This is a genomic window from Stenotrophomonas maltophilia group sp. Smal13 (genome assembly GCF_030236855.1).
Taxonomy (GTDB): domain Bacteria; phylum Pseudomonadota; class Gammaproteobacteria; order Xanthomonadales; family Xanthomonadaceae; genus Stenotrophomonas; species Stenotrophomonas maltophilia_A.
On sequence record NZ_JASJSQ010000013.1, the window covers coordinates 16,183 to 28,310 of the forward strand.

Here is a 12,128-nt window from a genome sequence, read left to right on the forward strand (position 1 = left end):
GCTACAACATGTACGGAATCTTGAACGCCAACGTGAAGTCCGGCGCATCCGGGGTCAACCCGATGCCCAGCAGCGTCACCAGCGTGGTGTGCTGGTTCAGCGCATAGGTCACGCCCAGGTTAAGTGATGCCGCATTGGCATCACTGCCGATTACCTTCATCCACTTGCCGCCCTGGAAGCGGGTGGAAGCGCGGGCGCTGATGCGGTCACTGAAGGACAGGCTCAGGCTGGTCCGCTCGTTGAATGCGAAGGCCACGCCTGCGCCGAAGTACACCGAGCCGCCCAGCTTCACATCGCCCGGGTTCACCGTGTCCGGATTACTGTCGATGTCGTCGAACCCGCGCGGGATGGAGTGCACGTAGCCGATGTTGGCAAACAGGATGGCCGGGTCGGCGGTCTTCACCATCGACAGGCCCAGGTTGGCCTGCCATACGCCATTGCCAGTGGGTTGCTCGCGCGGCACGGCGAAGCGGATGTAGTCGTCGTCATCGCGCTCGATCACCTTCCAGTCCAGGCCGTAGGGTGCGCGCCCGGTGGGGGCGGTGACGCCGGCGGTAAGCACGGTCTCAGGGCGCCAGCCGCGTTCGCCGAACAACCGGTAGTTCGCACTGAGCCCGATATCACCCAGGCCGTTGCCGTTGGTCTCTTCCTGTGCAATGGCGGCCGCTGCTCCGCCGGCGCCGCCCTTCTGGTATACGGTGCGCCGGGCCAGGTAAGGCACGTCCAGGTTGAGCGTCAGGTTCGGGCTGACACCCCAGCGGGCCGCCACGTTGTAGGTCAGCGAGTCGGACTCCACGTTCTCGATGGCGATATTGCCGAGGAAAATGGCGTCCAGCGCGAGGAAGCCGTTGAGGGTGAGCTGCTTGCGGTCGTAGCGGGCGTAGGTGAGGCTGTTCTCGATGGTGAAGCGGCGGGAGAACAGGGCCGATTGCTGTTGCTTCACGTCGTCCACGCTGCGCCGCGACTCCTGCTTGGCCTGTTGCGCCTCGGCGGCGGTACTGGCGTAGCCCTCGCTGCTCGGTGGGACCGCGGCGGCGGCCGCCTGCGCCAATGGCGCGGCCGGTGGGGCTGTGACCGGGCCAACCCGCCCGCTCAAGCGCGCCTGCATGGCCTGGACCTGCATGTCCAGTTCGCGTAACCGCCGCACTTCCTGTGCGTAGTTGGCCTTCAGCTGTTCCAGCTGGTTGGCCAGGGCCTGCACGTCAGCGCCATCGTCGGACGTCGGCGGTGCGGCAAGGGCGGTGCCCGTCAGCGCCGCCAGCGCCAACGGGGTGATCCTTATCAGGGTGTGCATGTTGGTGTCCTGCGTTGTGGAGCGTTTCCCCCAATGCCAGGCCCTGTTACTGGCCTGGCCCCATGCCGCGGTTCAACGCAATCGCCTGGGCCACGTTCTGGCTCAACGGCAGGTTGCTGCCCACGGCGTTGCGCACCAGCTCCAGCCGCAGCTGGTTACTGGCGATCTGGCCGTCACCGGCGAGGGCGATACCCTGGCCGACGCTGCCATTGCGGATCCACTGCTGCACCAGCCCCTGGCCATCCACCTGCAGCAGCAGGCGTGCCTGGTTGCCTTCCAGCATGGCGGTCGCGCTGGCGCCGGCCTGCTGCGCGGTGACGTTGCCTGCGCCATCAGAGAGAACGGCTGGCACGCCACCCTCGCGGACGGTCAGCGTGGTGACGTTGCGCGCGAAATTGCCATCGCCGGCCACCTGCACGCTCTGCACCAGGCCGCTGGCGTTGGCCAGACCGCTGCTGTCGATGCTGCGTCCGTGGGTATCGGGCAGCGGCGCATCGGCTGCCGTGACATGCACGCTGGGCTGGAAACTCAGCTTCGGCACGCCACCACCACGGAAGTCCATGCCCAGGGTGAGGCTGCCCTGCAGCGTCGCGCCGTTGCTGGCCTGCCACTGCGACACCATGGTGACCCCGAACCAGGCAACGTTGTTGCCACCCACCGTGTAGCGCCCCCGCATCAGGCTCAGTTCCGGGTCCGGAATTTCCTTCAGGCCGCGACCGGGAGCGCCCTCTGCCGCCTGCAGGGGCAGGGAAGGGAAGGCCAGCAGCAGAGCCATCATCATCGGTTGGCGGAACATGGTCGAACCTCCTTCAGAACAGGTCGGCGTGGCTGAAGCCGAAGTCGACCAATTCGGCATCGGTGATCGGCCCTTGCCGCGCGTAGAGCGCGCGGGCGCTTGGCCGTTCGCTGGGTTGCAGAAGAGCGGTGTTGCGATCGAAGTCGCTGCCGATCACCACGAAGACCGCGCGCGATGGCCAGGCGGCCAGGAACTCCGGAAGGGCCAGGCTGCGGTTGCCCAGGATCGGGTCGGCCACTTCCACGATGCCGTTGCGCACCTGCTTGAGCACCACGAAATGGCGGAAACCGCGCACGTCCATCAACACCAGTCCTGGCACGCGAAGGGTGCGCAGTCGTGTTTCATCGATGCGGTAGCCCCGACCGCGCATGCCCAGCGATTCCACGTAGCGCTTGATGTCGAGCAGCGAGAAGCCGCGCTCGGCTACCAGAGCGGGATCGGAGACCCCCATCATTCCCTCGATCACCGTCGCCTCGTCGGTATCAAGGTGGTAGGCGTGGCGCAGGATGGTGGCCAGCGCGGCGGCCCCGCAGCTGTAATCGGTGTGCTGCCGCACCACGTTGCGGTAGCGCCGCTCCTGCATGCTCTCCACCTTCTGCTGCAGCAACGCGCCATTGGGCAATACGCCGCTGAAGCGCACCTCGCCCGCCCACGCGGAGGCGGTACCCAGCAGCAACAGCATCGCCAGCAGGCGCAACGAGAGGCGGCAACGGATCATCACGTTCTCCGGCAGCAGGGGGGAGCCCCTGTCCCAAGGGGGAGGAGGAACAGGGGCTCCCGGGAACCCGGCCATTGGCGGACGGCCGGGGTGTTGCGCTTACTCGCCGGTGCCGCCACCGCCGCCGGTGCTGGGCTGGGCGACGGCCAGGGCCAGGCTGTTGGCCTGCAGGTTGCCGGTGCCCGCAGCAACGTTCACGCCGATGTTGCCGGAGGCGCCGGAGAAGGCACTGCCGGACAACGCCGAGGTGTTGGTGGCGTTGACGTTCACCCAGCGCGTGGTGCTGACCGTGCCGCTGAGGCTGGCGTACAGATCGGCCACGCCCAGTTCGACGAACTGGCTGGTGCCACTCTCACGCGTATCGAAGCCCAGGCCGCCCACTCCCGGCCGGTTTGGGTTCATCGTGGCGTTCTGGATCTCGTTGTCCAGGTCGATGTGGCCGGTGCTGTTGCCACCCGGATGTGGAAGCTCGCCATTCCATGTATCCAGATAGTAGTTGGCCATCTGGTAGGCGTTGCCGGTGCCGCGGTAGGTGCCCGCGCCATAGGCCAGGGTCAGGCCGCTGACGCCGCCACGCATGCCGACCTGCACGGTATCCGTGTAGGACTGCACGAAGCCGGCATTGCTGACCGTGTTGCCGGTGGAGACCTGGTTGGAGCTGATGCTCGACTGCGCCACCGCGGTGGTCGCTACCGAGGCCGCGAGCGCGTTCTTCTGCTCGTTGTTGTTGCCCGAGGCGATGTTCACGCCGATGTTGCCCGAAGCACCACCGAAGGCGTTGCCGCCGAGACCTGCGGCGTTGGTGACGCCGGAGTTCATGGTGGCGTTGCCGAAGCCGGCCTGGTTGACGAACACCTCGGCGTCGGCCATGCCGAAGCTGAAGGACGCGTCGGCAGCGGACAGCGACGCGGCATTGTCCTGCGCGTTGTTGTCGCCGGACACCACGTTGAAGCCGAGATTGCCCGAGGCGCCGGCACCCACGCTGTCACCGATGGAAGCACTGTTGGTGACCAGGCTGTTGCTGGTGGCGTTGTTGCTGATCGACTGGCGGTTGTCGATCACGGCAATGGCCGCCGAGTCGAGGTCAATGTCGCCGGTGATGTTCGGGTCACCGGAGAAATTGATGTCGGTGCTCAGCCGCAGGTCCTTCTCCAGGTTCACGTCGACGCCGTGGTTGTTCTTTTCCTTGCGTTCGTCGGCCTGGATGTTGCTGTGTTTCTGCACATTGACGTTGACGGTGCGGTTGCGTACGTCGTTGTCGGTGTGGTTGTGGGTGTCGTTGCGGGTCTCGCTGACGGTGTGGTTGTGATTGATGTTCGCGTTGGCGTTCTGGTTGTCCCAGCCATTGGCCGCAGCGGCGGTCGAGGCAGTGGCAATCGCCATGGCGAGCATGGTCTGTTTGACGGTCGCTTTCATGGTGCCCTCTCTCTCATCAGGTGGTGCATCGGTTGGGTGGTTGTCACGGGCGGTCCTGCACGACCAGGCCCAATACGTTGGCCGTGTCGTTGCCGTTGCCCGCGATCTGATTGAGTTGCAGGACCCCGTCGAATCCCCGCAGTGCGGTGCTGGCTACACCTGCGCTGCGGGTGCCCGTCGCGACGCCGTGACCGGTGTCGTCCCGCCCCCCTGCCAACGCGGAACCCTCGGCGGCCAAGACCGTATCGTCGGTTTCGCGTATGCCCTGTCGGGCCAGCGTCGCGCTGACGACGTTGAGCGTCGTGTTGGCGATGCCGCTGGCCTGGTTGATGGATGCGATGCCACTGGCACCGGCCAGTGCGTCACCGCCAATGAATGCAGTGGCCTGCAGCGGCCCGGACAGCACGCGGTTGCCCTGCTGCAGCTGCCGCGCATTGATCGCGACGTCGGCGCGATCACCCTTGGCGATACCCCGTAGGTTGGCCTGCACGTTGAGGTCGCCGGCGGCCTGGTTCACGGCGATGGCGCCATTCGTTCCGGCAAGTGCGTGGCCGTCGATGCGGGCCACGTCGAGATAGGCGAGCATGCCGCTGTAGTCATCGGCCCGGGTCGCCCAGGGCGCGGCAGCGAGCAGCAGAAGCAACCCGTGCAGCGCCTTCATTTTCCACCTGCCGGGGCCGTGCCCTGCAGCGGGAACTGGGCCAGTGCGCCGCGCACGGTATCGGCGATACCGCGGGTGCTGCTGCCCACAGCACCGAGCGGTCCACTCATGGCACCCCCCAGATTGCTGCCGACCATGCCGTCGCCACTGCGGCCCAGCGTGCCGCCCAGGGCCTGCTGGGTGACCCGTTCAACAGTGGTGCCACCCGGCGCCGTGATGGACGCGGCCTGGCCGGCGCCCATGCCGGCATAGTCCTCATCGCTCAACTCGTCCATGCCGGTTGTTGTGCCGCCGGCACCCAATGCGGTGGCGATCTCGCGCTGCGGCTTCGGGTCGGCAATCAGCGCCATGCCCGGCGGTGCCATGCGGTATGCCGGGCGCGCGGATACATCCCGCAGCAGGACGATCTCGCCCGGTTGTGCCTTCACGCCTTGGCGGGCGCCGGATGCGGATGCGCCCGCGCCAACCGACAGCAGGGCCACTGCCAGTGCTGCGGCCAGGCCGCGAATCAGGGTGGAGCCGTCCATGCCGATCTCCCGCGATGGGTGCGGCGGAACCACGCATCAACCGTGCCAACTCCGAAGTGCCCACCGGCCAATGTCGGCACCGTGCCGCACCTGACCGGGCTGCTGCCACGCTGTTACAGGCACGTCGTGGAATTGTTGGGATTTCGAAGCCCCAGGCACCGCAGGGCAAGGGCGGCGGGCGACTGTCGCATCCGTGTTACAGGTGGCGTCGCGGTCTGCAACGGTGCCGCTTCAGCCAGGAATTTCTTGACGCACTGCTCATTGCGCCGCCGTTTAGGGAAGCGCTAGGATCCGCCCAACAAAGGCCGCCCCGGTGGCCGTAGAGGTCCCGGCGGGGGGCGGCACGCCGGTGATTGCCTGACAGTCCGCCGACGGTGTCCGGATGCTGGGGGAAGCATGGCAGCGGTCCCGGAGGCTTCACCGTCACGTTGCGTGCTCTGGTTTGGCGAGCCGTTGGCGAACGAGCGCAGTGCGCTGGCGGCAGCAGGCTGGTATGTGCGCAGCATCCGTCCCGATCCCGCCATGGCGATTGGCCTGCGCGGGCGCGATCGCTTGCTCGCCGTGCTCGATCTGCGCCACCTCGATGCGGTCGCGCTGCAGCTGCTGGTACCGTGGATCGAGCAGCACCAGCATCTACCCTGGCTGGCGGTACTGCCACCGGGTGCCGGACCTGCTTCAGCGGCCTGGCTGCCGTTGCTGCAGCGATGCCGTGCCCGCTTCACGCTGCCGTTCGGCCTGCAGGATCTGGTCTGCGCAATGCGCCAGCAGTTCGACGCAGATGATCCGCCTGTCGACGCAACCTGCAGCGGGCAGGGACCGCACGCATTGATTGGTGAAAGCGCTGCGCTGCATGCGGTGCGCACGGTGCTGCACAAGTTCGCGCCGGTGGAGCTGCCGGTGCTGGTCACCGGCGAAACCGGTACAGGCAAGGAACTGGCCGCACATGCGCTGCATGCGTTGTCGGGGCGTGCTGGCAGGCCTTTCATTGCGGTGAACTGTGGTGCGATTCCGGCCAACCTGGTGCAGTCGGAGCTGTTCGGCCACGAACGTGGCTCGTTCACCGGTGCCGACAAGCGGCAGATCGGCGTGTTCGAATCCGCGCACGGCGGCACGGTGTTTCTGGACGAAGTCGGTGACCTGCCGTCGGAGGCACAGACCAGCCTGTTGCGTGTACTGCAGGAAGGCACCTTCGAGCGCGTCGGCAGCAGCCAGCCGTTGCGGGCGGATGTGAGAGTGCTGGCTGCCACCCACGTGGAACTGGAACACGCGGTGGCGCAGGGCCGGTTCCGCAGCGATCTCTACTACCGTCTGAACGTGCTGCGCCTGCTCATGCCACCATTGCGTGAGCGCGGTGCCGATGTGCAGCTGCTGGCCGAACACTTCCTGCGCTGTTTCCGGCAGCGCCACAGCGTGCGTGCACGCGGCTTTGCGCCGGCCGCACTGCAGGCCATGCGGCGTTTCGAATGGCCCGGCAACGTACGCGAACTGCTCAATCGCGTGCAGCGTGCGGCGATCATGGCCGAGGGCGAGCTGATCAGCGAGCGTGACCTGGAGCTGGGCGCATCGGTGGCGGTCCTGCCTGGGGCGATGCTGCACGATGCGCGGGGCCAGGCCGAGCGCGATGTGCTGCTGCAGACCCTGCGCCAGACCGGCTACAACGTTTCCGAGTGCGCGCGGCAGATGCAGATCTCGCGGGTGACGGTGTATCGCCTATGCCGCAAGCACCGGTTGGAGCTGCCTGCGCAGCGCTGATCAGCCGGCCGCCAGGTGCTTGAACAGGCGCAACGGCTTGCCCGTGACGCGCTCGATCACGCCCTTGGCTTCCAGGTCCAGCTGCACGGCCTTCAACCACCAGCCGGCGGTGGCGCCTGCCGGGAACAGGGCGGCGGGCAGGTGCGGCAGCAGCGCCTGCTTGGCCTGCGCAACGGTCAGGCCTGGAGGTTGCGCAGGCAGGGCCTGCAGCAAGGCATGGCGCATGGCGAGATACTTGGCACGATCCACGCGCTGGATGTGCCCGGGCGTGGTGATGCTCTCGATCTCGATCCGCTCGGGCTCAGACATGGCTATCTCCCGCGACTTCGATGCGTGGGCTGCGGAAGCCCATGGCGATCCACGCCTTCATCAACCGTGCATGGAACCGCAGCGACCGGGTCTGCAGGTTCGGCACATCGTCCGGAAGGACAGACGCATCAGGAAGATCACTGACCATCGTCCGCATCTCCACGGCGGGTCTTGCCGATGCGGGCCACAGCAGGCCATACAGGCTCAGCCAATGGCCGCCACTGAACTCCAGGAACAGCGGCGTATTGCAGCAGCCCGCCAGGACGCGGCGGCTGCCGCCCCTGCTGGACAAGCGCAACGCACGCAGCATGGAATGTCCGGCATCGATGCTGACGCGATCCTTGCGGTGCATTACGAAAAGCGTCTGGCCATGCGGGCCCAGTACTTCGGGTGCTCGGGGCAGCGACTGCAGCATGGCGCCGGCCTTGCGGCAGCTGTCGCAGCAGCATTCGACGGTGGCAATGGGTTGGCCCGTGGCGGTCAGGCGGACCTGGCCGCAGGCGCAGGCAAGGGACTGATGGGAGGGCATCTGCATTTTCTCCTGGGGTATTCATCCTCTCGACGAACCGGGGTGCCGGGAATCGACAACATCCGCCTTCAAGGGCGCTTCATCCGGTAGCGGATGCGGTACAGGTCCAACCCTGCACCGTCCGCACGCCGGGCCGAATAGGTCAACGTGCCGGGTTGCGAGCCATCCAGCATCGCGCCGTAGCTGTCGCCGGAGGTTTCGTTCAAGGGCGAGGGCAATGCATGGCCCGCGTCATAACGGCCTCCACGTTCGTAGGCAATGAACTGGCGCACCGGTGCGCTGCCGAAGTCGAGAGCGCGGGCAAAGACCACAGTACGGCCATCCCCGAGGAAGGTGGCATCGAACTCCTGCGCCGAGGTATTGAGGTCTCCGGGCAGTGGCCGCGCGGGCTGCGCCTCACCACGGACCATCGCTGCGACGTAGAGGTCATGGCCACCCGCACCGCCTGCGCGATCGCTGGAGAACAGCAGCGTGGCTGCGTCTGGCGAGAGCATTGGCGCGAACTCATCGGCCGCGCTGTTCACTGCGGGGCCGAGATTGACCGGCTCCCCGAATCGACCGTCGCTCCCCACGCTGACCCGATACAGATCGTCGCCGCCTTGGCCGCCTGCTCGATCCGAGCAGAAATACACCGCGCGGCCATCGGCGGAAAAGGCGGGATCGAAGTCACGTCCCGGCGTGTTGAACGGCACCGGCTTCGCCGGCCGCCAGCGCTGCCCATCGTTACGGGAGACCCAGATGTCATACCCGCCCGGACCGCCGGGCCGGTTGCGGCTGAACCACAGTGCGGTCTTTCCGTCCGGGCTCAAGGTCAGTCGAATCTCGTCGTACTGCGTGGATGCAATACCCGGAGCAAAGCGCTCGGCCGGGCCGACGATCTGCAGCACCCTGGATGGAGACGCGCAAGGCGACGCAGACACCAGCAGCATCACGGCCAGCAGCGCCTTCATGCCTGCCGCTCGAAGTCGCTGACCCAGTTGGTTTCCCAGCTGCGTCCACCATCGGTCGAGGCCGCCTGTTCCCAGCGCGCCGAACGCGGGGTAATGCGTGACCAGATCACCCGCGTCCGGATCGCTCGTCCGTCGTGCTGGTCTTCGCCGAAGAAGCGACCGACACCGGCCTCGAAACGGCCGAGCAGTGGCGCGCCGATCCGGGTCGGTTCCCGGCCATCCAGCCACCAACTCAGCCAGTGCCGCTCAGCCGCATTCCAGGCGCGGATGCCCATGCCGCGCAGCGGGGCTCCTGGCACGTCCATCAGATTGTCACCTGCGTTGCCGAATCCTCCCAGTACCGGCCAGTTGTGCAGGGTGCCGTTGAACGCGTCCCACGCATCGCTGCCTGCCAGTCGGGCGCGCAGGCGACGATGGCGCACGTTCCAATGGCCCACCAGGAAATCAAAATCGCCCGGTGCATCCGGCAGCTTCGGAAGCGGCGAGGGGGCCGCAGCCGTGCGGCGGAACCAGTTGCGCCAGTTCACCTCCCAGTGCGCACCGGCGTCGTCGGAGAATGCCTGTTCCCACCACGGCTCCTCGCCATGGATGGCGTGCCACCGGAACCACACGTCGATGGGGCGTCCGTCGATCCGGTCGGTGCCGCGGAAGCTTCCGGCATCGCCCTTGAAACCGCCGCGTACGGGGGCTTCGATATGGGCAGGATTGCGGCCATCGATCCACCAGATCGACCACGTGGAAGACACCGGATCAAAGGCACGCACGCCCAGGCCCCTGTAGGGACCCGAAGGCAGTGCCATGACGTTGTCATCGATGGTGCCGAGCCCGCCCAGGGTGAGCCAGACCGCGCTGGCGCCGGTGAAGGCTTCCCAGCGGGTATCGCCCACCAGCCGCTCCTTCAGGCGTTGGTGCCGGACCTGCCAGGTGCCCTGCAACCATTTCCAGTCATCGCTGTGACTGGCCAGGGCCCACCCGGCGGGCAGGGCGGTGGACGCGGCCGTGGCGGCCAGGGTGACCAGGAACTGCCGTCGATCCATATGCGTGATCCCCTACCGAAGGTGCCCCCATCGTTGCGGGTACGAAGGGGATTGACCACGCAGATATCGGGGCTCAGGCTAAGCCACACTTATGGTCACCCAACGCCAGCTGCCATCGCTTGCCGCCATCCGCGCCTTCGAGGCGGCGGCGCGGCTGGGCAGCTTCGCGCGTGCCGCAGAGGAGCTCGACACCACTGCGGCATCGGTGAGCTATCACGTGCGGCGGCTGGAGGCCCAGACCGGTACCTGCCTGTTCCTGCGCCACGCACAGCACGTGGAACTGACGGTGGTGGGTGCCAGCGTCGCGCAGGAAGCCACCCGGGCATTCGACGCACTACGCGCCAGCTTCATGCGCGCCGCTGGCATGGATGCGGCGCGACTGCGCCTGTCCGTACTGCCAACGCTGGGCACCAGTTGGTTGACGCCGCGGCTGGGTACGTTCCGCGCCCGCCATCGGCAGCTCCTGCTGGAACTGGATCTGTCGGCAGAGCCGCAGGATCTTGCCGCCGGCCACTTCGATGCCGCCATCCGCAACGGGCATGGCGAGTGGCCTGGGCTGCAGGCCACACCCTTGTTCCCCAGCGTTTTCATGCCGTTGTGTGCGCCGGCGCTGCTGCCGTCGGCCCGTGGGCTGGGCAGCACCACGCTGGAGATTCCCCTGCTCGGTCGGCCGGACTGGTGGGCCCTGTGGTTCGCCGCGCACGGGCACCTTCCACCGCCGGCACCAGGGAGTCTGGTCACGCCCTTCGCCGTCGAGCATCTGGATGTCGGTGCCGCGATCGCAGGGCAGGGCATCGCCATCGGTTCGCCGATCCTGTTCCAGGCCGAGCTGGAGAGCGGGCGCCTGGTGCAGGCGCATCCGGGTGTCGCCAGCGACGGTCGCAGCTTCTGGTTCGTGGCGCCCTCGGCGCGGAGTGGGAGCGCCAAGGTCATCGCATTCCGTGACTGGTTGGTCGAACAGGCCGCCGAGGCACGGCACGCAGCACGCCATCATCTGGCCCAAGCGGTGACGCTGTGAACCAGAGCCCCGAACTGCTGCGACGCCTGCTGCGTGCCAAGGACCGGATGGACCGGGCCAGCCATGAGGAATGGCCAGTCACACGCCTGGCCGAGGTCAGTGCGGTGTCGCCGGCGCACTTCGCCCGCTCGTTCAAGCAGGCATTCGGGTTGCCGCCGCACCGGTATCTTCTCAGCCGCCGCATCGAACGGGCCGTGGCGATGTTGCGTGACACCGACATGCCGGTCACCGAAATCGCCGTGCAGACCGGGTGGAGCAGCCTGGGCACCTTTGGCCGCATCTTCCGTGACATCACCGGTGACAGCCCGGGCAATGTGCGTGAGCGTGAGCGTGCAGGCCAGGCGGCGTCGGCCAGCGTGCCGGAATGCCACGCACGTGCCGCACAGCGACCGGACCTTAAGATCGCAGTTTTGGAGAAGCGTCGCCGCGAGGCGGTTGCTAATGTGGACCCCACCTGAGGGAGGTCCCATGACGAACACTGTGAACACGGTCGGCCTGTATGTGCGCGACCAGGATGAGGCGCTCGCGTTCTATGTCGGCAAGCTCGGCTTCGAGGTGCATACCGATGTACGCAACGGCAGCTACCGCTGGCTGACGGTACGCAGCCCGGGCCAGGACGGTTTCCAGCTGGGCCTGTTCGTGCCTGGCCCGCCCACCCACGATGCGGCCACCGCGCTTTCGCTGCAGCAGCTGGTGGCCAAGGGCGCAATGCCGCCGCTGGTGCTGGCCGTGGATGACTGCCAGGCGCGCTACACGCAATGGCTGGCGCTGGGCGTGGAATTCACCCAGGAGCCGATCGAGCGCTATGGCGCCGTGGACGCCGGATTCCGCGATCCATCAGGCAATGGCTGGAAGATGATCGAAGCCCGCTCCGAGACGAGGCGCCGGCAATGAGCCGCGGTGGCTGGGCACGGCCCGTGCACCGTTGGACCTCGATCGTGTTCACCCTGGCGGTGATCGCCAACTTCGTAGTGCGCGCGATGGGACAGGGCGAGCCTGTGGCGTGGCTCACCTACTCACCGTTGCCACCCCTGTTCCTGCAACTGTTCACCGGCCTTTACCTGTTCGTGCTGCACTACGCCGGAAGGCGCCGCAGCGCCGCACTCGGCGCTGCGGGCTGA

Annotated in this window: 16 protein-coding genes; 6 read left to right on the forward strand and 10 right to left on the reverse strand. The window is 67.0% G+C overall.

What is annotated here, in order from left to right; genetic code table 11:
* Nucleotide 1: 1 nt before the first annotated feature.
* From QRO95_RS06725 to QRO95_RS06750, 6 genes are all read right to left on the reverse strand, one after another.
* A complete protein-coding gene (locus QRO95_RS06725) occupies nt 2–1,294 on the reverse strand; it encodes a transporter (RefSeq protein WP_285302046.1) in 1,293 nt (430 codons plus the stop codon).
* Nucleotides 1,295–1,340: 46 nt separating this feature from the next.
* The gene (locus tag QRO95_RS06730) at nt 1,341–2,090 is read right to left on the reverse strand and encodes a hypothetical protein (protein ID WP_285302047.1); all 750 of its coding nucleotides are present in this window, start codon (nt 2,088–2,090) and stop codon (nt 1,341–1,343) included.
* 13 nt (nt 2,091–2,103) lie between these two features.
* The gene (locus QRO95_RS06735) at nt 2,104–2,808 is read right to left on the reverse strand and encodes a C39 family peptidase (protein WP_180837209.1); all 705 of its coding nucleotides are present in this window, start codon (nt 2,806–2,808) and stop codon (nt 2,104–2,106) included.
* A 99-nt stretch (nt 2,809–2,907) separates the two neighbouring features.
* Complete coding sequence (locus QRO95_RS06740) at nt 2,908–4,224, reverse strand: adhesin (protein WP_180844317.1); 1,317 nt, start codon at nt 4,222–4,224, stop codon at nt 2,908–2,910.
* A 43-nt stretch (nt 4,225–4,267) separates the two neighbouring features.
* A complete protein-coding gene (locus QRO95_RS06745) occupies nt 4,268–4,885 on the reverse strand; it encodes a hypothetical protein (protein WP_180837205.1) in 618 nt (205 codons plus the stop codon).
* Entirely contained in the window at nt 4,882–5,412 is a 531-nt protein-coding gene (locus QRO95_RS06750; protein ID WP_049422221.1) for a hypothetical protein, read from the reverse strand. The genes QRO95_RS06745 and QRO95_RS06750 overlap by 4 nt, the downstream gene beginning before the upstream one ends.
* A 396-nt stretch (nt 5,413–5,808) precedes the next feature.
* Between QRO95_RS06750 and QRO95_RS06755 the strand changes: the two genes are divergently transcribed.
* Nucleotides 5,809–7,164 (forward strand): sigma-54-dependent Fis family transcriptional regulator, encoded by a 1,356-nt coding sequence (locus QRO95_RS06755; RefSeq protein ID WP_285302048.1) that lies wholly within the window; start codon nt 5,809–5,811, stop codon nt 7,162–7,164.
* Here the strand turns inward: QRO95_RS06755 and QRO95_RS06760 are convergent, their stop codons facing one another.
* A complete protein-coding gene (locus tag QRO95_RS06760; protein WP_106468122.1) occupies nt 7,165–7,473 on the reverse strand; it encodes a DUF6958 family protein in 309 nt (102 codons plus the stop codon).
* The gene (locus QRO95_RS06765) at nt 7,466–7,783 is read right to left on the reverse strand and encodes a hypothetical protein (RefSeq protein WP_285302049.1); all 318 of its coding nucleotides are present in this window, start codon (nt 7,781–7,783) and stop codon (nt 7,466–7,468) included. Before QRO95_RS06765 ends, QRO95_RS06760 begins: the two co-directional genes overlap by 8 nt.
* Before the next feature lie 3 nt (nt 7,784–7,786).
* Here QRO95_RS06765 and QRO95_RS06770 point away from each other — a divergent pair, with 3 nt between their 5' ends.
* Nucleotides 7,787–8,092: a hypothetical protein gene (locus QRO95_RS06770; protein ID WP_285302050.1), complete on the forward strand. Its 306-nt coding sequence runs from the start codon at nt 7,787–7,789 to the stop codon at nt 8,090–8,092.
* Here QRO95_RS06770 and QRO95_RS06775 read toward each other — a convergent pair.
* Complete coding sequence (locus QRO95_RS06775) at nt 8,071–8,952, reverse strand: TolB family protein (protein ID WP_285302051.1); 882 nt, start codon at nt 8,950–8,952, stop codon at nt 8,071–8,073. The genes QRO95_RS06770 and QRO95_RS06775 overlap by 22 nt on opposite strands.
* Nucleotides 8,949–9,989 carry a hypothetical protein gene (locus QRO95_RS06780; protein ID WP_285302052.1) on the reverse strand — a complete coding sequence of 347 codons (1,041 nt, stop codon included), beginning with the start codon at nt 9,987–9,989 and terminating at the stop codon, nt 8,949–8,951. The genes QRO95_RS06775 and QRO95_RS06780 overlap by 4 nt, the downstream gene beginning before the upstream one ends.
* A gap of 91 nt (nt 9,990–10,080) precedes the next feature.
* Here QRO95_RS06780 and QRO95_RS06785 point away from each other — a divergent pair, with 91 nt between their 5' ends.
* From QRO95_RS06785 to QRO95_RS06800, 4 genes are read left to right on the forward strand one after another with little or no spacing between them, the layout of a single operon-like run.
* Complete coding sequence (locus tag QRO95_RS06785; protein ID WP_285302053.1) at nt 10,081–11,007, forward strand: LysR substrate-binding domain-containing protein; 927 nt, start codon at nt 10,081–10,083, stop codon at nt 11,005–11,007.
* Nucleotides 11,004–11,465, forward strand: a complete 462-nt coding sequence (locus tag QRO95_RS06790; protein ID WP_285302054.1) for a helix-turn-helix domain-containing protein — start codon at nt 11,004–11,006, stop codon at nt 11,463–11,465. The genes QRO95_RS06785 and QRO95_RS06790 overlap by 4 nt, the downstream gene beginning before the upstream one ends.
* A gap of 10 nt (nt 11,466–11,475) precedes the next feature.
* Nucleotides 11,476–11,901, forward strand: a complete 426-nt coding sequence (locus QRO95_RS06795) for a VOC family protein (RefSeq protein ID WP_071228312.1) — start codon at nt 11,476–11,478, stop codon at nt 11,899–11,901.
* On the forward strand, nt 11,898–12,128 hold the full coding sequence (locus QRO95_RS06800) for a hypothetical protein (protein WP_285302055.1): 231 nt from the start codon (nt 11,898–11,900) through the stop codon (nt 12,126–12,128). Before QRO95_RS06795 ends, QRO95_RS06800 begins: the two co-directional genes overlap by 4 nt.

Bases quoted from the DNA above. Each gene is read 5' to 3' on its own strand.
- QRO95_RS06725 (WP_285302046.1), bottom strand. From the start codon at position 1,294: ATGCACACCCTGATAAGGATCACCCCGTTGGCGCTGGCGGCGCTGACG.
- QRO95_RS06730 (WP_285302047.1), bottom strand. From the start codon at position 2,090: ATGTTCCGCCAACCGATGATGATGGCTCTGCTGCTGGCCTTCCCTTCC.
- QRO95_RS06735 (WP_180837209.1), bottom strand. From the start codon at position 2,808: ATGATCCGTTGCCGCCTCTCGTTGCGCCTGCTGGCGATGCTGTTGCTG.
- QRO95_RS06740 (WP_180844317.1), bottom strand. From the start codon at position 4,224: ATGAAAGCGACCGTCAAACAGACCATGCTCGCCATGGCGATTGCCACT.
- QRO95_RS06745 (WP_180837205.1), bottom strand. From the start codon at position 4,885: ATGAAGGCGCTGCACGGGTTGCTTCTGCTGCTCGCTGCCGCGCCCTGG.
- QRO95_RS06750 (WP_049422221.1), bottom strand. From the start codon at position 5,412: ATGGACGGCTCCACCCTGATTCGCGGCCTGGCCGCAGCACTGGCAGTG.
- QRO95_RS06755 (WP_285302048.1), top strand. From the start codon at position 5,809: ATGGCAGCGGTCCCGGAGGCTTCACCGTCACGTTGCGTGCTCTGGTTT.
- QRO95_RS06760 (WP_106468122.1), bottom strand. From the start codon at position 7,473: ATGTCTGAGCCCGAGCGGATCGAGATCGAGAGCATCACCACGCCCGGG.
- QRO95_RS06765 (WP_285302049.1), bottom strand. From the start codon at position 7,783: ATGCTGCGTGCGTTGCGCTTGTCCAGCAGGGGCGGCAGCCGCCGCGTC.
- QRO95_RS06770 (WP_285302050.1), top strand. From the start codon at position 7,787: ATGTCCGGCATCGATGCTGACGCGATCCTTGCGGTGCATTACGAAAAG.
- QRO95_RS06775 (WP_285302051.1), bottom strand. From the start codon at position 8,952: ATGAAGGCGCTGCTGGCCGTGATGCTGCTGGTGTCTGCGTCGCCTTGC.
- QRO95_RS06780 (WP_285302052.1), bottom strand. From the start codon at position 9,989: ATGGATCGACGGCAGTTCCTGGTCACCCTGGCCGCCACGGCCGCGTCC.
- QRO95_RS06785 (WP_285302053.1), top strand. From the start codon at position 10,081: ATGGTCACCCAACGCCAGCTGCCATCGCTTGCCGCCATCCGCGCCTTC.
- QRO95_RS06795 (WP_071228312.1), top strand. From the start codon at position 11,476: ATGACGAACACTGTGAACACGGTCGGCCTGTATGTGCGCGACCAGGAT.
- QRO95_RS06800 (WP_285302055.1), top strand. From the start codon at position 11,898: ATGAGCCGCGGTGGCTGGGCACGGCCCGTGCACCGTTGGACCTCGATC.